The sequence below is a fragment of the Allobosea sp. FW305-C-101 genome, assembly GCF_058783685.1.
This window is the reverse complement of the sequence record NZ_JBYSYT010000001.1, coordinates 1,153,894-1,178,440: the sequence shown is the minus strand read 5'-3', so window position 1 is coordinate 1,178,440 and position 24,547 is coordinate 1,153,894. Positions and strand designations below refer to the sequence as shown.

Genomic DNA, 24,547 nt, shown 5'->3' with positions numbered 1-24,547 from the left:
CCTGAGTCCGCCCTGCTGCGGCGATCAGGAGTTTATCATGCTGCCCTATGTCGTCCGCCGCCTGCTGCAGTCCATTCCGATTCTGCTTGCGGTAGCTGGGCTCATCTTCGTGATGTTCAGCGTCATTCCCGGCGATTTCGCCTCGACCCAGATGTCCGATGGTCGTTCGGTCATCGATGCCGAGCAGGTCGCGCGCATGAACAAGCAGTTCGGCCTCGATGATCCCGTGCATGTGCGCTTCGCGAACTATGCGATGAAGCTTGCGACGTTTGATCTCGGCACCTCGTTCCGCACCCGCCAGCCAGTGATCAATTCACTGCTGGAGCGCATCTGGCCCAGTCTCCAGCTGGCCATTGCCGCGATGGCTTTCGCCATCGCCTTCGGCATTCCGCTCGGCTTCCTGGCGGCGTTGAAGCCAGGCGGCTGGCTCGACATGCAGTCGATGTTTATCGCCGTGTCCGGTCTGTCCTTGCCGCAGTTCTGGCTCGGGCTGATGCTGATGTACGCTTTCGCGCTGGTGCTCGGCTGGTTCCCGAGTTTCGGTTATGGCGACGGCAATCCGCGCTACATCGTGCTGCCGGCGGTCGCACTTGGCGTGGCGCCGCTCGCGCTGCTGGCCCGCACGACGCGCGCCGCCGTGCTTGAGGTCATGAATGCCGACTTCGTCCGCACCGCCCGCGCCAAGGGCAACAGCGAAGTTCGGGTGATGCGCTGGCATGTGGCGCGCAACGCCATGGTGATCGTGCTGACGACGCTGGGCCTGCAGTTCGGCTCGATCATGGGCGGCGCCGTCGTGATCGAGAAGCTTTTCGCCTGGCCGGGCATCGGCTCGCTCCTGGTCGACAGTGTGTCGCTGCGCGACATCCCCGTCGTCCAGGCCTGCATCCTGCTGCTCGTGCTCTTCTTTCTTGTCGTGAACATCATCGTGGACGTGCTCTGCGCTCTGATCGATCCGCGCATCAAATATACCTAGGGGCGGGGCATGAAATTCCGAGCTAACCTATGGATCGGCGGCGTGCTCTTCGCCGCCGTCGTCGTCGGCGGGACGCTGGCGCCCTGGCTGGCGCATACCGACCCCGTCATGGACGCCAACCTGATGAATGCCGAGGTCCCGCCCGGCGCCGAGTTCTGGTTCGGTACGGATGCGCAGGGCCGCGATATCTACAGTCGCGTGCTCTACGGCGCGCGCATCTCGCTGACGGTCGGTATCGTCTCGCAATTGATCAATACCGTGATCGGTGTAGCGTTGGGCATGTCGGCGGGGTATTTCGGCGGCTGGTGGGACGATTTCGTCAACGGCCTGACCAATCTCATGCTGTCGATCCCCTCGCTTGTCTTCGCACTCGCCATCATGGCGATCCTTCAGCCGGGCCTGACCAGCCTGCTGATCGCGCTTGGCTTGACCAACTGGTCCTATACATGCCGGCTGTCGCGGGCCGCGACGCTTTCGATCAAGCAGCAGGGCTATGTCGAGGCGGCGCGCTCCTTCGGTTCTAGCAACCTGCGCATCATGCTGCTGCAGATCCTGCCGAACATCGCCGGCCCGATCATTGTCATCGGCACGCTCGGCATGGGCGGCGCCGTGCTGGCGGAGGCGGCGCTCTCCTTCCTGGGGCTCGGCATCCGTCCGCCCTTCCCGAGCTGGGGCAGCATGCTCTCCGATGCGCGCGACCAGATCACCACGGCACCTTGGATCTCGATCTTCCCGGGTCTCGCCATCTTCATGACCGTGCTCGGCCTCAACCTGCTGGGTGACGGTCTGCGCGACATCCTCGACCCGCATTCGCAGCTACGCAAAGCCTGACAGCAGAGACTATGACCACGCCAGACCTGATCGATCCGCCGCTCGAGACCATCCGCTTCCACGGGCTGAAGGCGGGGCCGAAGCTCCTCGTCTTCGGCGCCGTCCACGGCAACGAGACCTGTGGGCCGAACGCCATCGCCCGCGTGATCGAGGATTGCCGGGCCGGCCGTGTCTCGATCCAGCGCGGCGAGGTCACCTTCCTGCCCGTCGCCAATCCCAAGGCCTACAGGCAGAACACCCGCGAGGGCGACCGCAACCTCAACCGCGACCTGCGCGAACGGCCGCAGCCCGTCGACAACGAGGATCGGCTCGGCAACCGCCTCTCGGCCATCCTGCGCCAGCACGACATGCTGCTCGACGTGCATTCCTTCACCGGGGAGGGCGTGCCCTTCGTCTTCTTCGGGCCGGACGACAATCGCGGCACGCTCGAACCCTTCCGTCACGGGGCGGCCGAGGCCGCCTTCGCCGCCTGCCTCGGCGTCGACCTGATGATCCATGGCTGGCTCGACATCTATGTCCGGCTGATCGCGGCGCGCGAGCGGCTGAACCTGCCGCGGCTTGCCGTGACCGAAGGCTTCGGTACGACGGAGTTCATGCGCTTCGCCGGCGGCTATGGCGTGACGCTGGAATGCGGCCGCCACGAGGACCCGGCTTCCGTCGATGTCGGCTACAAGGCGATCCGCAACGTGCTCGCCCATCTCGGGCTGACCGACGAGGCCCCGCCGGCGCCGGAGAAGCGCGTCGTCGTCCACATGGACGACCTTGTCATCTGCGAGGCCGAAGGCGACCGCGTCGAGGGGAGCTGGAAGACCGGCGACCGCGTCGCCAAAGGCACGCCGATCGCCCGCCGCGCCGACGGCGCGGTGGTGACGATGCCGCGCGACGGCTTCATCATCTTCCCCAATCCCAAGGCCAATCCCGGCGAGGGCATCTGCTATCTGGGAACGGAGGGCGCCCGCCGGTACTGAAGGCGGCTACTGCACGATGCCGCGCTTGCTGCCGAAGCCGGGGATGTCGCAGCCGCAGCTCGAACCATAGGGCAGAGGCGGCGTCGGGCAATCGCCCCGGCCGGTCACGCAGATATTGCCGTAGCGCGGCCGGTAAGAGGGGCGCTCATAGCCGTAGTCGCGGCGGTAATAGCGCCGCGGCGGCGGGCGATCGTCGTCATCGTCGTCGTCATAGGACGGCCCACCGCGATAAGGGCCGCCATAGTACTGGGCCTGGGCCGGTATTGCGCTGAGCAGGACGGCGCAGGCGAGGGCCGAAACCGTGAGCTGGCGACGCAGCATGGTTCTTCCTTTCCGTTTCCTCGCCGACGAGCGGGCCGGGCGAGGCGTGTCGCTCTCCTAGCGGGCCTCCGATGAACGGATGCTGAGGTTGCTGGCAAGCGCTCGAAATCAACGCCGGAACTGGCTGTCGGATCCAGCGATGCTCTTGAACGGAAGAGAAATCGTCCCGCTACCCGCCGCTCTTGTCCGGCTTGCCGATACGGCTCAGATCGATCTGCTTCTGCAGGCCTAGCATGACGCTGAACGAGGTCACGGGCGTGAGCCCGGTCTCCTTGGTCTTGCGCCAGGCGCCGGAGGCGGTCGCCGTGAAGCCCTTGCTTAAGCTGCGCTGGTAGTCGATGCCGATGCCCTTCTGGTCCGAGCGGGCGTCGAGGCCGACATAATCGTCGGTCTTGCGCCGGGCGATGAGGCTGACGGCGTTGTCGTCGTCGATCCGCGCCGTCAGCTTCGCCTCATGCGCCGTCGTCAGGTTGATGACGGAGAAGGGCAGGGTGGTGTCTTCCACCGTGCGGGTCGAGCCGAGATCGAGCGTGAAGCGCTGATAGGGCAGGCGCAGCTTCGCGGTATAGAGCAGGCTCTCGACCGCATCGAATTCCTTCTCCGGGAAATAGGCGCGGAACGGCGAGAGCGAGCCCTCGATTGTGGCGCCGCCCAGCACCGTCGAGAAGAACAGGTTCGGCTGCAGCCGGTTATGGTCGCGCCGGAAGCCGAGATAGTCGACGCCTTCGATGTAATGGACGCGCGAGGCGCTGAAGGAGAGGCCGATTTCGGTCTCGCCCGAGCGCCAGGCCGCGCCTGTCGTCAGCCCCAGCGTGCCGAAATTCTCGTCGCGCGGCAGGAAATCGCCGAGATTGAAGACATTGCGCTCGTTCAGTGCGGTGATGCGCGCTTCGCCGCTGGCAAAGAGGCGGAACGGTCCGATGCCATGGTCGAGGCGCTCGCGCCAGGCCAGGTTGCTCTTCCGGCGCGACCAGCTCTGCTCGCCGCTCACTGTTACCGAGGATTGCAGCACGGTTGAATCGCCGAGGCTGACGGCGTGCTTGAGCGCCAGCGAATGGGCGCGGGCCGAGGCGAGCGCGCGCGGATCGTAATGCGTCTCGACCAATGACAAGTTGAGCCCGTAGCCGTCCTGCAGCGTGCCGTGAAGATAATCCCAGGTTGCATAGGTTGTGACGACGGGCGTGCCATTCGCCCCCTGGATGCCCGCCGGGTTGCTGTCGAAGCCGCCGCGAAGCCCGATGATGGCGATCGAATTTTCGTTCTCTTCGGCGGCTTTCTCTGTCGCGAAGGCGAGTGAGGCGTGAAGGGTCAGGGTCGACAGGATGATAATGCGCGCCGATATCGCCATGATCTCACCAATGCTTCCGGGATCATGGAATATATTGGTTAATGATTTACAAATTTTACAAGGGTTGTTGAATGTGGATTAGAATTTATCTTCACTGTGATGATACTGAATTCGTATTTACGACGGAAATATACTTCTAGGAGCCGATTAAGTTTACCGGGTATGGTTAATGTCGGGATAAGGTTGTTCGCGCCGGTTGTTGCAACTTATACGTGCTTTATCGCTTCCACACCGGAGGCGAAGACAGGGAGAAGCAAGATGAAATACGCGATTGTTCTCGCTACGGTTGCAGCTTTCGCCGTTTCCCCGGCCATGGCCGGCGGGCGGGGCGGTTCTCTTCTCGGCGGTATCGTCGTTCCGGTGACGACGGCGGTGTCGGGCGTCAAGATCAATGCGCTCAACAATGTCAGCGTCCTCAGCGGCAACAAGGTCGGCATCGCCGCCCCGGTGAAGGCGATCGTCAGCAAGAACGGTATCGTCGGTGGACTGCTCGGCGGTCTCGGCCACGGCTGCGGCTGCAACTGATCGACCCGCGCCCGACCTCCCGATCTGCAACCTGGAACGGGGCTGGCTTTGCCGCCCCCTCTTTTTATGGCGCCACGGCCATCGGCGCCTGATCCTTAAAATGCCGGGGATCGGGCTGACAGGTTCTTAGAGCCTCACGCGTAGAGCCATGCCCATGCATCTGCTGATGAGGCCCCGCAAACGCGCCGCGCAGCTGCCCGCGGATATCGAGATCGAGATCATCTCGCGTCTCTTCGCGGCCCTGCCACAGATCCTCTGCATCGCGGCCGGGCTGATCGTCGGCTCCGCCATCATGGCCGTGCAGACCGGCGAGGCGATCTTCTGGTGGCTGACGGGGGCCGGCGTCGTGACGACGATGGCGCGCATCGCCAACATCATCGGCTTCAAGCGTCGCGACACCACGCGCAAGCTGACCCTCGTGGAGGCGCGGCGCTGGGAAGCCGGCTACGCCTATACCGCCTTCGCCTTCACGCTCGTCATCGCTGCGCTGACCCTGGCGGCTGCCGCAGCCGACCATGCCGGCGGCTTCGTGCTCAGCCTCGGGCTCACCATGGCGCTGACGGCCGGTTCCTATCTGCGCACGCTGCGCTACTGGATCTGCGCCGTGCTCTCGACCATCGCGATCGGCACGCTGGTCGTCGCCTTCCTCGTCTCCGGCGATCCGCTCTATCAGGCGCTGAGCGTGCTCCTGCTTGTCTATCTCTATTCGATCTACGAGAGCTCCGATTACATCATCGGCCAGTTCGAGGAATTGCTGATGGTGCGGCGCGAACTCGACTTCGCCGCGAGCCACGATCCTTTGACTGGCCTGCTCAACCGCCGCGGATTGGATCGCGTTCTCGACGAAGCCGGAGAAAGCGGCGAGGCGCTCGGCCTGCTGCTGCTCGATCTCGACGGCTTCAAGGTGATCAACGACCGCCATGGCCATCAGGCCGGCGACGATCTGCTCAAGCAGGTCGCGATGCGCCTGAAGGGCGTCGTCCGGCCGGGCGACATCGTGGCGCGGCTGGGAGGCGATGAGTTCGCCCTGCTCGTGCGCGGCGTCGAGGATGCGGTTGCGCTCTCCGAGGTCGCCGACCGGGCGGTGTCGGTCGTCATGGCGCCGGTCCTGCTGATGGGGCAGTTCGTGACGGTCGGCGCCAGCGTCGGTGTCTCCGTCAAGCCGGAACGGGATTCCGGCCATTGGACGGCGGAGGTGCTGACGCGCGCGGCCGATCAGGCGCTCTATGGTGCCAAGCGCGCCGGCAAGGGCCGCAGCATGGTCGCCCACTGGGACGACGTCGCCTGACATCACTTCCGAATGACGGTAGCTTGATCTCGGCGGGCCGTTCACCTACCGTCCGGCAGGTAGCTCGCCGATGGCGCTGCACAGGGACGGGAGAAGGCAATGTCATCAGGCGGAAAGCTTGTCGCGGAGGGCGCGCGCCGCTCGCCTTACTTCACCGAGGAGCATGAGGCGCTGCGCGATCAGGTCCGCCGCTTCGTCGAGACCGAGATCAAGCCGCATGCCCTGCAATGGGAGGAGGACGGCTTCGTCCCGCGCGACGTGCTGCGCAAGATGGGCGAACTCGGCTTCTTCGGCATCCGCTACCCCGCCGATTACGGTGGCTCCGAGATGGACACGATGGCGACCGTCGTGCTGGCCGAGGAACTCGGCCGCTCGACCTTCTCCGGCGTCGCGATCACCGCGCTCGTCCATACCGACATGGCCTCGGTCCATATCGCCAATGCCGGCAATCAGGCGCAGAAGGACAAGTACCTGCCCGGCATCATTGCGGGCGAAAAGATCGTCGCGGTCGCCGTCACCGAGCCCGATGCCGGCTCGGATGTGAAGGGCATCCGCACCACGGCGCGGCGCGAGGGCGATCATTACGTCCTCAACGGCGCCAAGATGTTCATCACCAACGGCGTCCATGCCGATCTCTACTGCGTCGCCGCCAAGACCGATCCGCAAGCGCGGCCCTCGCAATCGGTCTCGATCTTCGTCGTCGAGAAGGGCACGCCGGGCTTCTCGGTCTCGCGTGCGCTCGACAAGCATGGCTGGCGCTCCTCGGATACCGCCGAGCTCTCCTTCGTCGATTGCAAGGTGCCGGCCGAGAACCTGCTCGGGCAGGAAGGTCGCGGCTTCTACGCGATCATGAGCAATTTCCAGAACGAGCGCACCGTGATCGGCGCCATGGCGATGGGCGAGGCGCAGGCCGCGATCGACCTGACGCTGGATTATGTGAAGACGCGAAAAGCCTTCGGCGCGCCACTTTGGGAGAAGCAGGCGATCCGCCAGCGCCTCGCCGATCTCGCGGGCAAGGTCGAGGCCGGTCGCCAGCTCGTCTATCACGCCGCCTGGCTCGACGCGCAGGGCTTCGACGCCACCCGCGAGGTCTCGATGGCCAAGGCCTATTGCGGCGAGCTGGTCAACGAAGTCATGTACGACTGCCTGCAGTTCCATGGCGGCATGGGCTACATGCGCGAGAGCGCGATCGAGCGCATGACCCGCGACGCCCGCGTCCAGGCCATTGGCGGCGGCGCGACCGAGGTCATGCTCGAGGAAGTGGCGAAGCGGCTGTGAGGGCCAAGCGTCATCCCGCACGCGCCGCAGCACGCAGTGCTGCCGCGCAGATGCGGGACCGTCTTCAGGACAGCGCCTTCTCGTCGCGCGGTCCCGTGTCTGCGCTGCAGCGCTTCACGCCGCAGCGCGCACGGGAAGACACCCTATGAATGAAGCGCCAACGACGCGGCCAGCAGCCGAAGGCGGCTCCCGCCGGCTGATTCTCGACCATGCCGCGCGGCTGCTGCGCGGCGGCGGCTATCACCAGACCACCTTGCGCGAGATCGCCGAGGCCGTCGGTATCCGCAAGGCGAGCCTCTATTACCATTTCGGCTCGAAGGAGGAGATCGTCGAGGCCGTCGTCAATGACGGCGTGCGCTTCGTCCATGAGGCGGTCGTCGCGGCGCTCGCCGCGGAGGAGGGTGCCTCGCCGCGCGTGCGGCTGGAGGCGGCGATCCGCGCGCATCTCTCGGCGCTGCACGGCCATGGCGACTACACCTCCGCCAGCATCAAGGTCTTCACCTTCGGCGCGGCGCCCGTGCCGGAGAGCGTGCGGGCCGTGCGCCGTGCCTATGAGGATGTCTGGCGCCGTCTGATCGCAGAATGGCAGGAGGCCGGCGGCATGCCCGCCGGCAACTCGCCCGATGTGCTCAGGCTCTTCCTGCTCGGCGCGCTCAACGGCTCGACCGACTGGTATAGGCCGGAACGCCATTCGATCGACGCCCTGGCGCGCGAATTCGTCGCGCTGCTCTCACCGCATTGACCGGCGGTCCCGCCTCCCACGCAGGGGTGGGCGGCATCGTCATGGCTGACCGGCGTCGCGGCGGTTGCTAGCATCCGCCCGCGGGGCTGACGGTCGCCTCGCGATCTGACGAGGATGCTTCGCCTGATGCGCGCCTTCTATCACCCCGACCAAGCCCTTCACGATCCCCAGCAGTATATGCGCTACGGCAAGGTCGTGGCTCCCAAGGACCTGCCGGAACGGACGGAGCGCCTGCTCGGCGCGCTCAGGAAACACGGTATCGCGCCGGAAAAGCCGGCGGCGCATGGCACGGAGCCGGTCCTGGCGATCCATGACGCCGGTTTCGTCAAGTTCCTCGAAACCGCCTGGGCGCGCTGGCAGGACCTGCCGGCCGAGCGCGGCCCGGAAGTCTGGCCGAGCACTTTCCCCTATTGGAGCGGCCGCCCGGACGAGGATGTCCGCCCGCCTTGCCGCCCGACCGGCTTTATCGGTCAGCTCGGCTGGTATCTCGGCGATCTCTCGGTGCCGATCGGCGAGCATTGCTGGCATTCGACGCTGCGCTCGTCGGAGACGGCCGTCTCCGCGGCGGACGCGATCCTCGGCGGCGAGCGCGCGGTCTACTCGCTTTGCCGTCCGTCCGGTCACCACGCCCGCGCCGACCGCGCCACCGGCTTCTGCTATCTCAACAATACGGCGATCGCGGCCCAGCGCCTGCGCTCCAAATTCGGCAAGGTCGCGATCCTCGACGTCGACGCCCATCACGGCGACGGCACGCAGCAGATATTCTACCGTCGCAACGACGTGCTGACGATCTCTGTCCATGCCGACCCGTCGAACTACTATCCCTTCTTCACCGGCTATGCCGACGAGCGCGGCAACGGCCCGGGCGAGGGCTTCAACCTGAACCTGCCGCTGGCGCATGGTGCGGGCGGCGCCGCGATGGAGGCCGCCGTCGCCGAGGCCGGCAAGGCGATCCGCGATTTCGGTGCCGATGCCGTGGTGATCGCGCTCGGCTATGATGCCCACAAGGACGATCCGATCGGTGTCCTGAAGCTGGAAGCCAGCGATTTCGGCACGATCGGCCGGCAGGTGAAGGGCTTCGGCCTGCCGACGCTGGTGGTGCAGGAGGGCGGCTACGCCATCGAGGCGATCGGCGACTGCCTCGACGCCTTCCTGGGCGAGTTCAAGTAGCGCTGTTTTTTGGCGTTACCGCCTGTCATCCCGTGCGCGCTGCGGCACGAAGTGCTGCTGCGCAGACACGGGATCGCGTGACGAGAAGGCGCCTTTTCTGAGAACGATCCCGCATCTGCGCCGCAACACTGCGTGTTGCAACGCGTGCGGGATGACGCGCCACACCGACTGCTTCTTCCGCACCTCGCCAGTAACCACACGCGTCATCCCGTGTCTGCGCTGCAGCGTGGAACGCTGCGGCGCAGACACGGGACTGCGTGACGAGAAGGCGCCTTTTCTTGCAGACGATCCCGCATCTGCGCAGCAGCACTTCGTGCCGCAGCGCGTGCGGGATGACACTCTTCAGTGCCGCTCGGCGCCGCTTAGATCGCAGCCTCGATCAGGAACGGCCCCTTCTTGGCCAGCGCCGCCTTGAACAGGCTGGTGAATTCCTCCGCCGTCGTGGCCCGCGCCGCTTCGACGCCCATGCCCTTGGCCATCATCACCCAGTCCAGCGCCGGCTCGTCGATGTTCAGCATCAGCGTGGCGTTGCGGCCGAAATCGTTGACGCCGACGGCGCGCATCTCGCCATGCAGGATCTGGTAGGTCCGGTTGGCGAAGACGACGGTGACGATGTCGAGATTCTCGCGGGCCTGCGTCCACAGCCCCTGCACCGTGTACATGCCCGAGCCGTCGGCCTGCATGCCGATGACCTTGCGGTCGGGGCAGGCGACGGCCGCGCCGATCGCGAGCGGAATGCCTTCGCCGATCGCGCCGCCGGTGAGCTGGATATAGTCGTGCTGCGGCGCGCTGTGGCAATCGTAGTAGAAGCTGCGGCCGGACGAGACCGACTCGTCGCAGACGATGCAGTTCTCGGGCAGCAGGGCCGAGACGATGGCGCAGGCCTTGTCGGCATCGAGCTTGCCGGTCGGCAGGCCGGGCTGCTCCTTGCGCGCCGGGGCGATGTAGAGCGGAGCGGTCTTGGTCGCGCCCATCTCCTCGGCGAGCGCGGTGATCGAGGCCGGCAGGTCGTCGCCGGGGATCGACAGCGTCGCGACCTCGCAGCCGTCATGGATCAGGCGGCCGGGCTTGCCGGGATAGGCGAAGAAGCCGACCGGAACCTGCGCGCCGACGAGCACGAGATAGTCGACATCCTTGAGCTGCTCGAGCGCCTTGTCGATCGGGTAGAACACCTTCGGCATGGCGACGCGGCCGGCGCCGCGCTGGATGCGCCCGTTCGACATCTGGCTGAAGATCTGGGCGCCGGTCACCGCGCAGATGCGGGCGGCCATCTCCATCGGCTTTTCGCGGAGCGCGAGCCCCGTCAGCATGATCGCGGCCCGGGCGCCATGCTTGCGCAGGCCGGCCGCAACCTCGCGGATCGTCGCGCCCTCGACGCTCTTCAAAGCCGGCAGCTCGGTCGGCTTCAGCTTGGCGGGCTCGACGCTGCCCCAGGCGCAGTCGGCCGGCAGAATCACGGTGGTGACACCGGGCAGGGTCAGCGAGGCGACATAGGCCTCCCCGATCGCCGGGCCGACATCCTCGGGCGTCGCGATGCGGCGGACGAAATGCGACATCGGATGCGCCAGGCTCTCGATATCGCTGGTCAGCGGCGCGTCATGCTGGAGATGATAGGTCGCGTGGTCGCCGACGACATTGATCATCGGCGTGCGGGCGCGGCGGGCATTGTGCATGTTGGCGAGCGCATTCGCCATGCCGGGGCCGCAATGCAGCAGCGTCGCCGCCGGCTTGTCGGCCATGCGGGCATAGCCGTCTGCCGCGCCGGTCACCACACCCTCGAACAGGCCGAGCACGCAGCGCATTTCCGGCTTGCGGTCGAGCGCCGCGACGAAATGCATCTCCGAGGTACCGGGATTGGCGAAGCAGGTATCGACGCCGTTGATCAGAAGCGTGTCGCAAAGGCGGTCGGCGCCGTTCATCGGGAAACCTCGACTCGAAAGAAATAAGGGCGTCTGCGCGCCGGCGGGCGGAAGAGGAGGAAATTCCCTCTGCCCTGTCAAACGAGAGAATGTCATGACTTTCCCAAGCGGCGCTGATCGGCCGCTTGACGTATTTGCATATGCAATTAAAATGTATGGGAACGAAGGTTGCATGGCGCTGCGATGACGCTCTAGGCGTTGGATTGGCGCATCAGCCGAAAAACAGGGGAAGGGTTTCAACCATGGCAGTTTTCAAGCGCGCCGGCGCAGCGGTCGGTTTTGGCCTCGCGGCGCTCTTCGCGGCGGGCGGCGCCCAGGCGCAGACCAAGGTCAATATCGGCATTTCCGGCTGGACCGGCTTCGCTCCGCTGGTGCTCGCCAAGGAGGCCGGCATCTTCGCCAAGAACGGCCTCGACGTCACCATCAAGAAGATCCCGCAGAAGGATCGCCATCTCGCCATCGCCTCGGGCGACATCCAGTGCGCCGCGACCACGGTCGAGACCTGGATCGTCTGGGATGCGGCCGGCATCAAGACCAAGCAGATATTCCAGCTCGACAAGAGCTACGGCGCCGACGGTATGGCCGTGCGCAAGGATGTCGCCGCGATCAAGGACCTGAAGGGCAAGACGGTCGCGGCTTCCGCGCCCGGCACCTCGCCCTATTTCGCGCTGGCCTGGATGCTCAAGGAGAACGGCCTCTCGGTGAAGGACGTCAAGGTCGTCAACATGGAGCCGGGCCCGGCAGCCCAAGCCTTCATCGCCGGCCAGAACGATGCCGCCATGACCTATGAGCCCTATCTCTCCTCCGTCCGCGACAAGCCGGACGCGGGCAAGATCATCGCCACCACCCTGGACTACCCGATGGTGATGGACACCTTCGGCTGCACGCCCGCCTTCCTCGTCAACGACAAGGCCGCGGCGGCGCTGACCCAGAGCTATTACGAGGCCCTGGACATGATCAAGAAGAACCAGGCCAAGGCCTACGAGATCATGGGCGCCGACGTGAAGCAGACCGGCGAGCAGTTCGGCAAGTCGGCCGGATACCTGCGCTGGTCGGATGCCGAGGGTAACAAGAAGTTCTTCTCGGGCGACTGGCAGGCCTTCTCGGCCAAGGCCGCCGACCTGCTGCTCGAGATCGGCCTGATCAAGGCCAAGCCCGATCTCGCCACGCTGGTCGATACGAAGTTCGTCGCCGGCAAGTGAACGCAAGGAAGTGAGGCCGGGGGCTGCTTGAGATACCCGCGAGCCCTCATCCTGAGGAGCCATCCCGAAAGGGATGGCGTCTCGAAGGATGTTTCAGGAGGCTCCGGAACCACCTGGAGCATCCTTCGAGACGCCGCTGTGCGGCTCCTCAGGATGAGGGCTGCGGGGTGACGGCGGATCTTGATGGTGCGAACGGCGACATCCTCCCGGATGTTCTGGAGCCCGGCCTGCGCGTCGTCTTCTGCGGCACGCAGGCCGGCGCCGCCTCGGCCAGGCGTGGCGCCTATTATGCCGGGCCTGGCAACAAGTTCTGGCCGGTGCTTCATGAGATCGGGCTCGTCCCGGTGAGGCTCCGGCCGGAGGAGTTCCTGACCTTGCCGCGCTACGGCATCGGCCTGACCGATGTCGCCAAGCGGACCTCGGGCCCGGATTCCGCTCTGCGTGGCGGCCATTTCGACGTGGCCGGCTTCGCGGCGCGGATCGCTGCGAACCGGCCCCGCATCCTCGCCTTCAACGGCAAGCGTGCGGCGCAAGCCGCCCTCGGGATCAATGAGGGGCGGCTCGCCTACGGGCCGCAAGCGCATGGACTGGCCGATGCCGACATCTACGTCCTCCCCTCGACCTCCGGCGCCGCTGCCGGCTTCTGGTCGATCGAACCCTGGAAGCAACTGGCCATGGCCGTGACCGGAACCCTATCGCGATGAGACCCTTGCAACCTGTCTCGGCCTCGGCCCGTATCGGCTATGGCCTGGCCTTCTTCGCGCTTTTCGTCGCGCTCTGGTCGGTCGCGACCTTCGGCGGCTATGTCCAGCGCCTCTTCCTGGCCGATCCGCTGACCATGGTCGGCGAGGGCTATAACCTGATGGTCCGCTACGGCTTCAGCTTCGACATCATGATGACGATCTGGCGCGTCGTCGGCGGCTTCATCCTGGCCGTCATCGTCGCCCTGCCGATCGGCATCATGATGGGCGCCTACAAGCCGATCGAGGCGTTCCTGGAGCCCTTCGTCTCCTTCGCGCGCTACCTGCCGGCCTCGGCCTTCATCCCGCTGCTGATCCTCTGGGCCGGCATCGGCGAGACACAGAAACTGCTCGTCATCTTCATCGGCTCGGTCTTCCAGCTCATCCTGATGATCGCCGTCTCGGTCGGCTCGATCCGGCGCGACCTCGTCGATGCCGCCTATACGCTGGGCGCGACCGACAGCTCGGTCGTGCGCCGCGTCATGCTGCCGAACGCGGCGCCCGAGATCGCCGAGATCTTCCGCCTCGTGCTCGGCTGGGCCTGGACCTATGTCATCGTCGCCGAGCTGATCGGCTCGTCCTCCGGCATCGGCCACATGATCACCGACAGCCAGGCGCTGCTGAACACCGGGCAGATCATCTTCGGCATCATCGTGATCGGCCTCATCGGTCTCGTCTCCGATTTCCTCTTCAAGGCGGTCAACCAGCGCCTGTTTCCGTGGGCGCGCACATGAGCAAGCTTCTCGTCGAGAATGTCGGCAAGGTCTTTCCGGCGCAGCGCGGCGGCGAGCCGACGCGCGCCCTGATGCCGACCTCGCTTACTGTTGCCGACAACGACTTCATCACCATCCTCGGTCCCTCCGGCTGCGGCAAGTCGACCTTGCTGCGCATCATCGGCGGGCTGGAGACCGCGAGCGAGGGCTGCATCCTGCTCGATGGCGCGCCGGTCGCGGGGCCGGGCGCCGATCGCGGCTTCGTCTTCCAGAGCTACACGCTCTTCCCCTGGCTGACGGTGCAGCAGAACATCGCCTTCGGCCTGCGCGAGAAGGGCGTGTCCGAGGCCGAGCGACTGAAGATCGCCCGCGACTGGGCCACGCGCGTTGGGCTCGGCCAGTTCGTCGACCACTTCCCCAAGCAGCTCTCGGGCGGCATGCAGCAGCGCACGGCGATTGCCCGGGCGCTCGCCAACAACCCCAAGATCCTGCTGCTCGACGAGCCTTTCGGCGCGCTCGACAACCAGACCCGGGCGTTGATGCAGGAAATGCTGCTCGGCATCTGGGAGCGCGAGCAGAAGACCGTGCTCTTCGTCACCCACGATATCGAGGAGGCGATCTTCGTAGGCTCCCGCGTCGTGGTGATGAGCGCGCGACCGGGCCGGATCAAGGCCGATATCCCGGTCGATTTGCCGCATCCGCGGCCCTACACCATCAAGACGACGCCGGAATTCGTTGCCTTGAAGGAGCGCCTCGTCGAGGAGATCCGCGCCGAGGTCATCGCGGCGGATCACTAGCCGGCCACCGGCCATGCTTCCCTAGCGGAACCGAACTTCACCGCCTGCGTTGTCATGTCGCATGCGTGTGGCTGCCTTGCGCTGAGGGGCCGTTACGACGGCGCATCGCGTTGCCATCTTCAGCGAAAGGGGCGCTGCCGAAGGTGGGGCCAATGCATTCGCTGATCGCCAGGATGTTGTCTCGGCTCGCGATCGAGCCACGGATCGATGTCGTATTTCCCGATGGTACCTTGCAGTCGGTCGGGCAGGGTTCCGCGCCGCGCTTGCGGATGCGCATCGTCGATTCCCCGACGGAACTGAAACTCGCGCTCAATCCCGAGCTCGCCCTTGGTGAAGCCGTGATGGACGGGCGCGTCGTCGTCGAGCAGGGCTCGCTCTACGACCTGCTCGATGCGCTGGTCGCGGCCGTGCACCGCGCCCGCCCCAAAGGTTGGGGCAAGGTGCTGGAGGGCTTGCGCACGGCGGTGCGACGCTTCCACCAGCACAACACGCCGGCTTTGGCGAAGCGCAACGTCGCGCATCACTACGATCTCAAGAGCGATTTCTTCCGGCTCTTCCTCGATCCGGACATGCAGTATTCCTGCGCCTATTTCGCCGAGCCCGGCATGAGCTTGGCTGAGGCGCAGCTCGCCAAGAAGCGCCACATCATGGGCAAGCTCGACCTCCAGCCGGGCCAGCGCGTGCTCGATATCGGCTGCGGTTGGGGCGGCATGGCGCTGTCCATAGCCGGCGAGACGGGGGCGTCCGTCACAGGCATCACGCTCTCCGAGGAGCAACTCGCCATCGCGCAGCAGCGCGGCGCGGAATCCGGCCTGCCGGTCGAATTCCGGCTGCAGGACTACCGGCATCTGAACGAGCCCTTCGACCGGATCGTCGCGGTCGGCATGTTCGAGCATGTCGGCGTCGGCTATTACCGCGACTATTTCCGCAAGATCCGGGAACTGCTGAGCGATGACGGCGTTGCGCTGGTCCACACGATCGGCCGCTCGACGCCGCCGGGCGCGACCAATCCCTTCATCGCCAAGTACATCTTCCCCGGCGGTTACATCCCCGCCATGTCGGAGGTGGCGGCGGCGGTCGAGCAGGAGGGGCTCGTCATCACCGATGTCGAGGTGCTGCGCCTGCACTATGCCGAGACGCTGAAAATCTGGCGCGAGAACTTCCTCGCCCGCCGCGACGAGGCGGTGGCGATGTATGACGAGCGCTTCGCCAGGATGTGGGAATTCTACCTCGCCGCCTGCGAGGCGAGCTTCCGGCATGACGACCTCGTCGTCTTCCAGTTCCAGCTCGCCAAGAAGCTCGACGCCCTGCCGATCACGCGCGGCTATATCGCGGAGCGTGAGGGCAAGCTTGGGCGGACGATTGCCGCGCCGGCCTAGGCCGGCTCCGGCCCGACATAGCGGGCGCGAGGCCGGATCAGGCGTCCGGTCTCGCCTTGCTCCAGCGCATGCGCGATCCAGCCGGCGCAGCGTGCCGCGGCGAAGAGTTGGAACGGCACATCCGGCGCAAGCCCGAGTTCAGTCGCGATCGCCGTCAGCACGAAATCGATATTCGGCTCCTCGCCGGTCAGCGCCGTGACGGCGCGGCGCGTCTCCTCATAGGCCGGTGGTAGCGAGAAGGCCGTGAGTAGCGCCCGCGCCCGCGCATCGCCGTCCGGATAGAGCGGATGGCCGAAACCGGGCAGGGGCATGCCGGTCGCCAGCCGGGCAGAGACCGCCATCTCGACGCCCTCGCTCGCGATCTCGCGCATCAGCCCGAGCACCCGCGGGGTCATCCCGCCATGCAGCGGTCCCGACAGCGTCGCGAGCCCGGCCAGGATGCAGGCGGCGAGCGAGGCGCGCGTCGACGCCGCGACCCGGACCGCGAAGGTCGAGGCGTTGAGCTCGTGGTCGGCCAGCAGCACCAGCGCGCGGCGGATCAGGTCGGCACCGCGTTCGTCGCAGCCCCAGGCCTGCGCCAGTCGGTGATGGATCGGCCCCTGGCCCGGCCGCCCGGCGGTGGCGTCGACGAGCGAGTCGATGACGGAGGCGGCTTCCAGGTAGAGCGCTTTCTTCGTGCGGCCGGCCATCGCGGGGTCGCTGGCGGCGCGCGCCGCGATCACCGCGAACATGCGCTGCCTTGCCGGCGCCTCCGTCACAATCGTGAACAGCGGCGGAAAGCGCTGCGAGCCGCAATCCCAGAGCAGCCTTGCGACATCCTCCAGCTTCGCCGTCTCGGCCAGCTTTTCGGCATCCTGCCCGCGATACCAGAGCTTGCCGCGCTGGATCGTGGCGATGCCCGAGGCCAGGATCGGCTCGCCGAAGGCGATCGCATCTTCGGCGATTGCCGCGGGCTTGCGCCCCCGCGCCTTGCGATGCTCCAGCCGCGCCACGTCCTCGGCCCGGTAGAGCCGCCGGCGCGAGTCGCCCGCATCGCCGCGCGCCTCGATCAGCCCGCGGCTGACATAGGCGTAGAGCGTCTGCGGCTTCAGCCCGAGCCGCTGCATCACCTGTTGCGCTGTCAGCCAGTCGGTCATCGAAAAATATATTGATTATATTGTTCAAGATTGATTCTAGCGGCGAGGCTATCAATCTTCAAGCCCTCAGATGTTGAGGAGAACCGCCATGTCCGATGGCCTGGAAGATGTCGTTGCCGCCCACACCGTGCTCTCGGAAGTCGATGGAGCGGCCGGCCGGCTGGTGATGCGCGGCCACAGCCTCGACGAGCTCGCGGGCCACACTTCCTTCGAGGAGATGGCTGCGCTGATGCTCGACGGCTTCGTGCCGGACCTGCCCGCCATGAAGGACTTAGCCGCAGCGCTCGGCGCGGCGCGGCAGGAGCTGTTCGAGACTGTGGTGCGGAAAGCTGTCGTCCCTCTCACGCTCGCCCCGGTCGAGATGATCCGCGCGATGACAGCGCTGATCCCCGACGGCGAGGATGTCGGTACGGTGTTGCGGCTTCTGGCGGCGCCGGCCGTGTTCACGGCTGCGTCCTTGCGTCTTCGGCAAGGTCTCGCGCCGATCGCGCCTGATCCGTCGCTGTCGCAGGCGGCCGACACATTGCGCATGCTGACGGGCAAGGCGCCGACGAAGCAGCAGGCGGCGGTGCTCGATACCTATCTGGTGACTGTCGCCGATCACGGCCTCAACGCCTCGACCTTCGCCTCCCGCGTCGTCGCCTCGACCCGCGCCGGGCTGGTCTCGGCCGTGCTGGCCGGCATCGGTGCACTCAAGGGCCCGCTCCATGGCGGCGCGCCCGGCCCGGTCATCGAGATGCTCGATGCGATCGGCGCGCCCGCCAATGCTCGGGCCTGGCTGGAAAACGCGCTCGATCGCGGCGACCGTTTGATGGGCTTCGGCCACCGGATCTACCGCGTCCGCGATCCGCGAGCCGATGCGCTGAAGGGCGCGATCCGCCGGCTCGGCGCCGATAGCGGACGCCTCGCACTGGCCGAGGCGGTGGAGCAGGCGGCGCTCGCCATCCTGCGCGAGCGCAAGCCCAACCGGACGCTGGAGACCAATGTCGAGTTCTACACCGCGCTGCTGCTGGAGGCGCTCGGCTTCACGCCGGATTCCTTCACCTGCGTCTTCGCGCTGGGGCGGACGACGGGCTGGCTCGCCCATGCCAAGGAGCAGATCGCCAGCGGCCGCCTGATCCGTCCGCAATCGGTCTATGTCGGCCCGCAGCCGCGGCAGGCGGCCTGAGGCGGCACCGCTGCCGTCATGCTCGGGCTTGACCCGAGCATCTCGGAAACCAGTGTCTTCTCGTCATGAGATTCTCGGGTCGGAGCTGCGCTCCGCCCGAGAATGACGGCAGCTCAGACCGGCTGCAGTCGGATCGCGAACAGCTCGCCGCCGTTCCCGGCAGCGAGCTTTACGGTGACGGGCGCTTCGAGCACTGCGCTGTCTCCAGCCGCCAGAGCCGCTCCATTCACCTGCCACTCTCCATGCCGAGCCACCAGGACCAGCACGCCACGCTCAACCGCGATCTCATGTGATCCGCCGCTCAGGCGCTCGACGCGATGGCTCCACGCCCCGCGCCGGCTCATCACGTTGAGATCGTCGATCGCACCATCGACCAGCACGCCGTCCACCGCCCGGTCGGCGGCGAAGAAGAACGGTGCGGTGGTGCGGTCGAGCGAAACCGTCTCGCCGTCTCCGAAGGCCAGCCGGATGCCATTGCCGGTCAGCAGGGACAGTGTCCGGTCGATATCGGGAAAGGACGAGAACGGGCCGTCGGCGCCCACATGGGCCATCGATATCCGCCAGTCGAAATCGCCGAGCGAGGCGCCTTCAGGCGCGACTGCGATTTCGGTCGTGGTGCCGCCGCCATTCTTCCACGGCATGACCTTGCAATCGGCGGCGCGGATGATGCGCATCGTACTTGTTTCTCCGCTCGGAACCACAGCGTCATTCCGGGGCATGGCGAAGCCATGAGCCCGGAACCCAGAACCGATACCCTATCCGCATGGTCGGCGGGTTTGCCGAGCCGATGCGAAGATCGGCTTCGGTTCTGGATTCCGGGCTCGGCGCTGACGCGCCGCCCCGGAATGACAGCGGGGAGGCTCAGCCCAGGATACCCGGCAGGTTGAGTTGCTTCTCGCGGGCGCAGTCCAACGCGATCTCGTAGCCGGCATCGGCATGGCGCATCACGCCGGTCGCCGGGTCGTTCCAGAGCACGCGCGACAGGCGGGCGGCCGCGTCGTCGGTGCCGTCGGCGCAGATCACCACACCCGAATGCTGCGAGAAGCCCATGCCGACGCCGCCGCCATGGTGCAGCGAGACCCAGGTCGCGCCGGACGCCGTGTTGAGCAGGGCGTTCAGCAGCGGCCAGTCGGAGACCGCGTCCGAGCCGTCCTTCATCGCTTCCGTCTCGCGGTTCGGCGAGGCGACCGAGCCGGAATCGAGATGGTCGCGGCCGATCACGACCGGCGCCTTGAGCTCGCCGTTCCTGACCATCTCGTTGAAGGCGAGGCCCAGCCGATGGCGGTCGCCGAGGCCGACCCAGCAGATGCGCGCCGGCACGCCCTGGAACGCGATGCGCTCGCGCGCCATGTCGAGCCAGTTATGCAGGTGCTTGTTGTCGGGCAGCAGCTCCTTCACCTTGGCGTCGGTCTTGTAGATGTCCTCCGGATCGCCCGAGAGGGCAGCCCAGCGGAACGGGCCGATGCCGCGGCAGAACAGCGGGCGGATATAGGCCGGCACGAAGCCAGGGAAGGCGAAGGCGTTCTCCAGCCCCTCTTCCTTGGCGACCTGGCGGATGTTGTTGCCGTAGTCGAAGGTCGGGATGCCCATGTCCTGGAAGGCGATCATCGCCTCGACATGCTCGCGCATCGAGGCGCGCGCCGCGGTCTCGACGGATTTCGGATTGGCCTCGCGGGCCTGCTTCCACTGGCCCATGGTCCAGCCCTTCGGCAGGTAGCCGTTGATCGGGTCATGCGCCGAGGTCTGGTCGGTGACCATGTCGGGGCGGATGCCGCGGCGGACCATCTCGGGCAGGATTTCGGCGCAGTTGCCGAGCAGGCCGACCGACTTTGCCTCGCCGTTCTTGGTCCAGCGGGCGATCATCTCCAGAGCCTCGTCGAGCGTCTCGGCCTTCTCGTCGAGATAGCGGGTGCGCAGGCGGAAATCGATCGAGTCGGGATTGCACTCGACGGCAAGGCAGGAGGCGCCGGCCATCACTGCGGCGAGAGGCTGCGCGCCGCCCATGCCGCCGAGGCCGCCGGTGAGGACCCACTTGCCCTTGAGGCTGCCGTTGTAGTGCTGGCGGCCGGCCTCGACGAAGGTCTCGTAGGTGCCCTGCACGATGCCCTGGGTGCCGATATAGATCCAGGAGCCGGCCGTCATCTGGCCGTACATCGCGAGCCCCTTCTTATCGAGCTCGTTGAAATGGTCCCAGTTCGCCCAGTGCGGCACGAGGTTCGAGTTCGCGATCAGGACGCGCGGCGCATCCTTATGGGTGCGGAACACGCCGACCGGCTTGCCGGACTGGACGAGCAGGGTCTCGTCGGCCTCGAGCTGGCGCAAGGTCGCGACGATGCGGTCGTAATCCTCCCAGGAGCGGGCGGCGCGGCCGATGCCGCCATAGACCACGAGCTCCTGCGGATTCTCGGCGACGTCCGGGTGCAGGTTGTTCATCAGCATGCGCAGCGGAGCCTCGGTCATCCAGCTCTTGGCGCTGAGCTCGGTGCCGGTGGCGGGGCGGATGACGCGGGTATTGTCCAGGCGGGTCATGAGCGGCTCCCTTCGAGAGTCTTGGCCGCGTCCAGGGCTGCGGCGATGATGGCTGACAAGGCGGTTTGCAAGGCGGCGGCCTTCGTCGCGTCGAAGGTCCAGGGCGCGTTCTCCTCCGAGAGATAGGCCGAGAGCGCGATTTCCATCTGGAGCGCGTGGACTTGGCTGGAGGGGCGCCCGTAATGGCGCGTGATCCAGCCGCCCTTGAAGCGGCCATTGGCGATCTGGGTGAGCGGTTGGCCGGCCATCGCGGTGACGGCGGCGGCCTCGATACTCCCGGCGCAGCTCTGGCCGGAATTCGTGCCGAGGTTCAGCGTCGGCAGCGTGCCTTCGAACAGGCGCGGGATCACCGACTTGATCGAGTGGCAATCCCACAGCACGCAATAGCCGTGCTCGGTCGTCACCCGTTCGATCTCGGCCGCCAGCGCGGTGTGATAGGGCTGGAAATAGGCCGCCTTGCGCCGCTCGATCTCGGCGGCGTCCGGCGTGGTCTGCCAGATTGGCGCGCCGTCGAAGGTCGTCGTCGGCACGAGCTCGGTCGTCGCCTGGCCCGGATAGAGCGAGACGCCGGCCGGGTCGCGGTTGAGGTCGATGACGAAGCGCGAGAGCTGCGCTTCGACGATGCTCGGCGCGAACGGCGCGGCGAAGCCGTAGAGCTGGCGCATATGCCAGTCGGTATCCTCGACCAGCTTTCCGCGTGCGTTGAGCTGCGCCGCGACGTCCGGCGGAACGCCGGTGCCGGGATGCGGCATGGAGAGGATCAGCGGGGACGAGCCCCGCGTGACCGTGACGATCTCGGCGCTCATGCGCTGCACTCGGCGAAGCTGTCGAGGCCCGCCGCCTTGCCGACGGCGCCGGAAAGCACGAACTCGGTCGCGGCCGCGAGGTCGGGGGCGAGGTAGCGGTCCTCGGTCAGCGGCGCGATCTTGCCGCGCAGCAGGGCGAGCACCGGCTCAAGGCGCGCGCTGGTCTTGAGCGGGCGGTGGTGCTCGATCGCTTCTGCCGCAGCCATCAGCTCGACGCCGATGATGCTCGCCGCATTCTTCGCCATGTCGATCAGGCGGAAGGCGCCATGCGTCGCCATCGAGACATGGTCTTCCTGGTTGGCCGAGGTCGGGATGGTGTCGACCGAAGCAGGGTAGGCCTTCTGCTTGTTCTCGGAGGCGAGCGCCGCGGCCGTGACCTGCGCGATCATGAAGCCGGAGTTCAGGCCGGCATCGCGGGCGAGGAAGGGCGGCAGGCCGCTCATCACGGGGTCGACCAGCAGCGCCATGCGGCGCTCCGAGAGGTTGCCGATCTCGCAGACGGCCATGGCCAGGATGTCGGCGGCGAAGGCGACCGGCTCGGCGTGAAAATTGCCGCCGGAAACGATCTCGCCGGGGCCGAGCACCAGCGGGTTGTCGGTGACGGCATTGGCCTCGATCGAGAGCGTCGCGGCGGCGTTGCCGATCAGGTCGCGCACCGCGCCCATCACCTGCGGCTGGCAGCGCAGCGAATAGGGGTCCTGCACCTTCGTGTCGCCATGGCGATGGCTCTCGCGGATGGCGCTGCCGGCGATCAGGTCGAGCAGGGTCTTGGCGACCTTGATCTGGCCGGGCTGGCCGCGGAGATTCTGGATGCGCGGATCGAACGGGGTGTCGGAGCCCTTGAGCGCATCGACCGAGAGCGCGCCGGCGACGAGCGCCGCGTCGAAGACGCGAGCGATGGCGGCAAGGCCGGTCATGGCGAGCGTGGTCGAGACCTGCGTGCCGTTGATCAGCGCGAGGCCTTCCTTGGCGCCGAGCGCCAACGTGGTGAGACCCGCGCGCTTCAGCGCTTCGGCTGCCGGCAGGGTCTCGCCCTTCAGGCGGATCTCGCCGTAGCCCATCAGGGCCGCAGTCATATGGGCGAGCGGGGCGAGATCGCCGGAGGCGCCGACCGAGCCCTTGGCCGGGATCACCGGCAAGGCGTCGGCCTTGAGCGCGTTGGTCAGGGCCTCGATCACGACGGGGCGCACGCCGGAGGCGCCGCGCGCCAGGCTCGCGGCCTTCATCGCCAGCAGCAGGCGCACCACGCCGTCAGGCAGGGCAGGGCCGGTGCCGACCGCATGCGAGACGATCAGATTGCTCTGGAGCTTGGCGAGATCGGCATCGGCGATGCGCACGCTGGCGAGCTTGCCGAAGCCGGTATTGACGCCATAGGTCACCGTGCCGGCGGCGACGATCTCCTCGACGATCTTCTGGCCGGAAGCGATGTTCTTGGCGCTCTCGCTGCTTAGCGAGGCGACGGCGCCGTCGAGGATCGCGCGCCAGTCGGTGAGATGGGCTGCGCCCGGGTTCAGCGAAACCGTGGTCATTGTCCGTTCCAGATGCGGGTGTGAAGGGGATTGAAGCCGATGCGGTAGGCGAGTTCTGCGGGGCGCTCGATCTCCCAGATCGCGAGATCGCAGCGCTTGCCGGATTCGAGCGTGCCGACCTCGTCCTGAAGTCCGAGGGCCTTGGCGGCGTGGCGGGTGAGCCCGGCCAGCGCCTCCTCCGGCGTCATCCGGAAGAGCGTGCAGGCCATGTTGAGCACGAGCAAAGGCGAGGTCAGCGGCGAGGAGCCGGGATTGGCATCGGTCGCGAGCGCGATCGCCGCGCCATGCTTGCGCATCAATTCGATCGGCGGCTTCTGCGTTTCGCGCAGGAAATAGAAGGCGCCGGGCAGCACGACCGCGACCGTGCCGGCCTTGGCCATGGCGATGACGCCGTCCTCGTCGAGATATTCGAGATGGTCGGCCGAAAGCGCGCCCATCTCGGCGGCGAGCTTGGCGCCGTGGAGATTGGACAACTGCTCGGCATGGAGCTTGATCGCCAGGCCCTTGGCCTTGGCGGCCTCGAATACGGTTTTGGTCTCGTCCGGCGAGAAGGCGATGCCCTCGCAGAAGACGTCCACGGCATCGGCCAGTTGCTCAGTCGCGACGGCATCGAGAAGCGGCCCGGCGACGAGCGCGGTGTAGTCGCCCGAGCGGCCCTTGTATTCCGGTGGCACGGCATGGGCGCCGAGGAAGGTGGTGCGCACGGTGACCGGCCGCTCGCGACCGATCCGGCGCGCGACGCGGAGTTGCTTGAGCTCCGCCTGCTGCTCCAGCCCGTAGCCGGATTTGATCTCGACGGTGGTGATACCCTCGGCCATCAGCGCGGCGAGGCGCTTATCGGCGGAGGCGAAGAGCGTATCCTCGCTCGCCTCGCGCGTCGCCTTGACGGTGGAGAGGATGCCGCCGCCGGCCCGCGCGATCTCCTCATAGGTCGCGCCCTGCAGTCGCAATTCGAACTCATGCGCCCGGTCGCCGCCATAGACGAGATGGGTGTGGCAATCGATCAGGCCGGGTGTGATCCAGCGGCCTGCGCAATCGATGGTCTCGGCTGCCTGAAAGGCGGGTGCCTCATTGCGCGGCCCGGCATAGACGATGCGGCCGTCACGGGCGGCGATCACGCCATCCTCTATCGCGCCATAGGGAGCATCGACCCCAGCCGACATCGTCGCCAATCGCGCATTCGTC

23 protein-coding genes are annotated in these 24,547 nt (G+C 66.7%); 14 read left to right on the top strand and 9 right to left on the bottom strand.

The window, feature by feature from the left end; all coding sequences use genetic code 11:
* Window positions 1-37: 37 nt before the first annotated feature.
* Genes AC3WMA_RS05590 through AC3WMA_RS05580 form a run of 3 tightly spaced genes read left to right on the top strand, consistent with a single transcriptional unit; the run spans window position 38 to window position 2,772 of the window.
* Window positions 38-973: an ABC transporter permease gene (locus tag AC3WMA_RS05590; RefSeq protein WP_492284381.1), complete on the top strand. Its 936-nt coding sequence runs from the start codon at window positions 38-40 to the stop codon at window positions 971-973.
* Window positions 974-982: 9 nt separating this feature from the next.
* On the top strand, window positions 983-1,804 hold the full coding sequence (locus AC3WMA_RS05585; RefSeq protein WP_492284380.1) for an ABC transporter permease: 822 nt from the start codon (window positions 983-985) through the stop codon (window positions 1,802-1,804).
* A gap of 11 nt (window positions 1,805-1,815) precedes the next feature.
* On the top strand, window positions 1,816-2,772 hold the full coding sequence (locus AC3WMA_RS05580; protein WP_492284379.1) for a succinylglutamate desuccinylase/aspartoacylase family protein: 957 nt from the start codon (window positions 1,816-1,818) through the stop codon (window positions 2,770-2,772).
* A 6-nt stretch (window positions 2,773-2,778) separates the two neighbouring features.
* Here AC3WMA_RS05580 and AC3WMA_RS05575 read toward each other — a convergent pair whose 3' ends face one another.
* The gene (locus tag AC3WMA_RS05575) at window positions 2,779-3,093 is read right to left on the bottom strand and encodes a hypothetical protein (RefSeq protein WP_492284378.1); all 315 of its coding nucleotides are present in this window, start codon (window positions 3,091-3,093) and stop codon (window positions 2,779-2,781) included.
* Between the two features lie 169 nt (window positions 3,094-3,262).
* Complete coding sequence (locus AC3WMA_RS05570) at window positions 3,263-4,441, bottom strand: hypothetical protein (protein WP_492284377.1); 1,179 nt, start codon at window positions 4,439-4,441, stop codon at window positions 3,263-3,265.
* 258 nt (window positions 4,442-4,699) lie between these two features.
* On the opposite strand from AC3WMA_RS05570, the gene AC3WMA_RS05565 reads away from it, so the two are divergent.
* The 5 genes from AC3WMA_RS05565 to AC3WMA_RS05545 all read left to right on the top strand — a co-directional run bounded on the left by AC3WMA_RS05565 (window position 4,700) and on the right by AC3WMA_RS05545 (window position 9,444).
* The gene (locus AC3WMA_RS05565; RefSeq protein ID WP_492284376.1) at window positions 4,700-4,966 is read left to right on the top strand and encodes a hypothetical protein; all 267 of its coding nucleotides are present in this window, start codon (window positions 4,700-4,702) and stop codon (window positions 4,964-4,966) included.
* Window positions 4,967-5,132: 166 nt separating this feature from the next.
* Window positions 5,133-6,254 (top strand): diguanylate cyclase domain-containing protein, encoded by a 1,122-nt coding sequence (locus AC3WMA_RS05560; RefSeq protein ID WP_492284375.1) that lies wholly within the window; start codon window positions 5,133-5,135, stop codon window positions 6,252-6,254.
* 99 nt (window positions 6,255-6,353) lie between these two features.
* Window positions 6,354-7,532: an acyl-CoA dehydrogenase family protein gene (locus tag AC3WMA_RS05555; protein ID WP_492284374.1), complete on the top strand. Its 1,179-nt coding sequence runs from the start codon at window positions 6,354-6,356 to the stop codon at window positions 7,530-7,532.
* Between the two features lie 145 nt (window positions 7,533-7,677).
* A complete protein-coding gene (locus AC3WMA_RS05550) occupies window positions 7,678-8,274 on the top strand; it encodes a TetR/AcrR family transcriptional regulator (protein ID WP_492284373.1) in 597 nt (198 codons plus the stop codon).
* Window positions 8,275-8,400: 126 nt separating this feature from the next.
* Window positions 8,401-9,444 carry a histone deacetylase family protein gene (locus AC3WMA_RS05545; protein ID WP_492284372.1) on the top strand — a complete coding sequence of 348 codons (1,044 nt, stop codon included), beginning with the start codon at window positions 8,401-8,403 and terminating at the stop codon, window positions 9,442-9,444.
* Between the two features lie 362 nt (window positions 9,445-9,806).
* Here AC3WMA_RS05545 and AC3WMA_RS05540 read toward each other — a convergent pair whose 3' ends face one another.
* A complete protein-coding gene (locus tag AC3WMA_RS05540) occupies window positions 9,807-11,363 on the bottom strand; it encodes an acetolactate synthase large subunit (RefSeq protein ID WP_492284371.1) in 1,557 nt (518 codons plus the stop codon).
* Window positions 11,364-11,605: 242 nt separating this feature from the next.
* On the opposite strand from AC3WMA_RS05540, the gene AC3WMA_RS05535 reads away from it, so the two are divergent.
* From AC3WMA_RS05535 to AC3WMA_RS05515, 5 genes are all read left to right on the top strand, one after another.
* Complete coding sequence (locus AC3WMA_RS05535; RefSeq protein WP_492284370.1) at window positions 11,606-12,565, top strand: ABC transporter substrate-binding protein; 960 nt, start codon at window positions 11,606-11,608, stop codon at window positions 12,563-12,565.
* 167 nt (window positions 12,566-12,732) lie between these two features.
* Window positions 12,733-13,269 carry a mismatch-specific DNA-glycosylase gene (locus AC3WMA_RS05530; RefSeq protein WP_492284369.1) on the top strand — a complete coding sequence of 179 codons (537 nt, stop codon included), beginning with the start codon at window positions 12,733-12,735 and terminating at the stop codon, window positions 13,267-13,269.
* Window positions 13,266-14,039 (top strand): ABC transporter permease, encoded by a 774-nt coding sequence (locus tag AC3WMA_RS05525; RefSeq protein WP_492284368.1) that lies wholly within the window; start codon window positions 13,266-13,268, stop codon window positions 14,037-14,039. Before AC3WMA_RS05530 ends, AC3WMA_RS05525 begins: the two co-directional genes overlap by 4 nt.
* A complete protein-coding gene (locus tag AC3WMA_RS05520; protein WP_492284367.1) occupies window positions 14,036-14,815 on the top strand; it encodes an ABC transporter ATP-binding protein in 780 nt (259 codons plus the stop codon). Before AC3WMA_RS05525 ends, AC3WMA_RS05520 begins: the two co-directional genes overlap by 4 nt.
* Window positions 14,816-14,967: 152 nt before the next feature.
* Window positions 14,968-16,194, top strand: coding sequence for a class I SAM-dependent methyltransferase (locus tag AC3WMA_RS05515; RefSeq protein WP_492284366.1), 1,227 nt, complete (start codon window positions 14,968-14,970; stop codon window positions 16,192-16,194).
* Here AC3WMA_RS05515 and AC3WMA_RS05510 read toward each other — a convergent pair.
* On the bottom strand, window positions 16,191-17,330 hold the full coding sequence (locus AC3WMA_RS05510) for a citrate synthase family protein (RefSeq protein WP_492284365.1): 1,140 nt from the start codon (window positions 17,328-17,330) through the stop codon (window positions 16,191-16,193). The genes AC3WMA_RS05515 and AC3WMA_RS05510 overlap by 4 nt on opposite strands.
* Before the next feature lie 88 nt (window positions 17,331-17,418).
* Here AC3WMA_RS05510 and AC3WMA_RS05505 point away from each other — a divergent pair, with 88 nt between their 5' ends.
* Window positions 17,419-18,498 (top strand): citrate synthase/methylcitrate synthase, encoded by a 1,080-nt coding sequence (locus tag AC3WMA_RS05505; RefSeq protein WP_492284364.1) that lies wholly within the window; start codon window positions 17,419-17,421, stop codon window positions 18,496-18,498.
* Window positions 18,499-18,611: 113 nt separating this feature from the next.
* Here AC3WMA_RS05505 and AC3WMA_RS05500 read toward each other — a convergent pair whose 3' ends face one another.
* The 5 genes from AC3WMA_RS05500 to hutI form a co-directional block, all read right to left on the bottom strand.
* A complete protein-coding gene (locus tag AC3WMA_RS05500) occupies window positions 18,612-19,172 on the bottom strand; it encodes a HutD/Ves family protein (RefSeq protein ID WP_492284363.1) in 561 nt (186 codons plus the stop codon).
* Between the two features lie 187 nt (window positions 19,173-19,359).
* On the bottom strand, window positions 19,360-21,027 hold the full coding sequence (gene hutU / locus AC3WMA_RS05495) for a urocanate hydratase (RefSeq protein WP_492284362.1): 1,668 nt from the start codon (window positions 21,025-21,027) through the stop codon (window positions 19,360-19,362).
* The gene (gene hutG, locus AC3WMA_RS05490; RefSeq protein ID WP_492284361.1) at window positions 21,024-21,833 is read right to left on the bottom strand and encodes an N-formylglutamate deformylase; all 810 of its coding nucleotides are present in this window, start codon (window positions 21,831-21,833) and stop codon (window positions 21,024-21,026) included. Before hutG ends, hutU begins: the two co-directional genes overlap by 4 nt.
* Window positions 21,830-23,362 (bottom strand): histidine ammonia-lyase, encoded by a 1,533-nt coding sequence (gene hutH / locus AC3WMA_RS05485; protein ID WP_492284360.1) that lies wholly within the window; start codon window positions 23,360-23,362, stop codon window positions 21,830-21,832. The genes hutG and hutH overlap by 4 nt, the downstream gene beginning before the upstream one ends.
* Entirely contained in the window at window positions 23,359-24,525 is a 1,167-nt protein-coding gene (hutI, locus tag AC3WMA_RS05480; protein ID WP_492284753.1) for an imidazolonepropionase, read from the bottom strand. Before hutI ends, hutH begins: the two co-directional genes overlap by 4 nt.
* Window positions 24,526-24,547 lie beyond the last annotated feature (22 nt).

Excerpts from the sequence above, each read along its gene's own strand:
- AC3WMA_RS05590 (WP_492284381.1), top strand. The coding sequence starts at position 38 with ATGCTGCCCTATGTCGTCCGCCGCCTGCTGCAGTCCATTCCGATTCTG.
- AC3WMA_RS05585 (WP_492284380.1), top strand. The coding sequence starts at position 983 with ATGAAATTCCGAGCTAACCTATGGATCGGCGGCGTGCTCTTCGCCGCC.
- AC3WMA_RS05580 (WP_492284379.1), top strand. The coding sequence starts at position 1,816 with ATGACCACGCCAGACCTGATCGATCCGCCGCTCGAGACCATCCGCTTC.
- AC3WMA_RS05575 (WP_492284378.1), bottom strand. The coding sequence starts at position 3,093 with ATGCTGCGTCGCCAGCTCACGGTTTCGGCCCTCGCCTGCGCCGTCCTG.
- AC3WMA_RS05570 (WP_492284377.1), bottom strand. The coding sequence starts at position 4,441 with ATGGCGATATCGGCGCGCATTATCATCCTGTCGACCCTGACCCTTCAC.
- AC3WMA_RS05565 (WP_492284376.1), top strand. The coding sequence starts at position 4,700 with ATGAAATACGCGATTGTTCTCGCTACGGTTGCAGCTTTCGCCGTTTCC.
- AC3WMA_RS05560 (WP_492284375.1), top strand. The coding sequence starts at position 5,133 with ATGAGGCCCCGCAAACGCGCCGCGCAGCTGCCCGCGGATATCGAGATC.
- AC3WMA_RS05555 (WP_492284374.1), top strand. The coding sequence starts at position 6,354 with ATGTCATCAGGCGGAAAGCTTGTCGCGGAGGGCGCGCGCCGCTCGCCT.
- AC3WMA_RS05550 (WP_492284373.1), top strand. The coding sequence starts at position 7,678 with ATGAATGAAGCGCCAACGACGCGGCCAGCAGCCGAAGGCGGCTCCCGC.
- AC3WMA_RS05545 (WP_492284372.1), top strand. The coding sequence starts at position 8,401 with ATGCGCGCCTTCTATCACCCCGACCAAGCCCTTCACGATCCCCAGCAG.
- AC3WMA_RS05540 (WP_492284371.1), bottom strand. The coding sequence starts at position 11,363 with ATGAACGGCGCCGACCGCCTTTGCGACACGCTTCTGATCAACGGCGTC.
- AC3WMA_RS05535 (WP_492284370.1), top strand. The coding sequence starts at position 11,606 with ATGGCAGTTTTCAAGCGCGCCGGCGCAGCGGTCGGTTTTGGCCTCGCG.
- AC3WMA_RS05525 (WP_492284368.1), top strand. The coding sequence starts at position 13,266 with ATGAGACCCTTGCAACCTGTCTCGGCCTCGGCCCGTATCGGCTATGGC.
- AC3WMA_RS05520 (WP_492284367.1), top strand. The coding sequence starts at position 14,036 with ATGAGCAAGCTTCTCGTCGAGAATGTCGGCAAGGTCTTTCCGGCGCAG.
- AC3WMA_RS05515 (WP_492284366.1), top strand. The coding sequence starts at position 14,968 with ATGCATTCGCTGATCGCCAGGATGTTGTCTCGGCTCGCGATCGAGCCA.
- AC3WMA_RS05510 (WP_492284365.1), bottom strand. The coding sequence starts at position 17,330 with ATGACCGACTGGCTGACAGCGCAACAGGTGATGCAGCGGCTCGGGCTG.
- AC3WMA_RS05505 (WP_492284364.1), top strand. The coding sequence starts at position 17,419 with ATGTCCGATGGCCTGGAAGATGTCGTTGCCGCCCACACCGTGCTCTCG.
- AC3WMA_RS05500 (WP_492284363.1), bottom strand. The coding sequence starts at position 19,172 with ATGCGCATCATCCGCGCCGCCGATTGCAAGGTCATGCCGTGGAAGAAT.
- hutU (WP_492284362.1), bottom strand. The coding sequence starts at position 21,027 with ATGACCCGCCTGGACAATACCCGCGTCATCCGCCCCGCCACCGGCACC.
- hutG (WP_492284361.1), bottom strand. The coding sequence starts at position 21,833 with ATGAGCGCCGAGATCGTCACGGTCACGCGGGGCTCGTCCCCGCTGATC.
- hutH (WP_492284360.1), bottom strand. The coding sequence starts at position 23,362 with ATGACCACGGTTTCGCTGAACCCGGGCGCAGCCCATCTCACCGACTGG.
- hutI (WP_492284753.1), bottom strand. The coding sequence starts at position 24,525 with ATGTCGGCTGGGGTCGATGCTCCCTATGGCGCGATAGAGGATGGCGTG.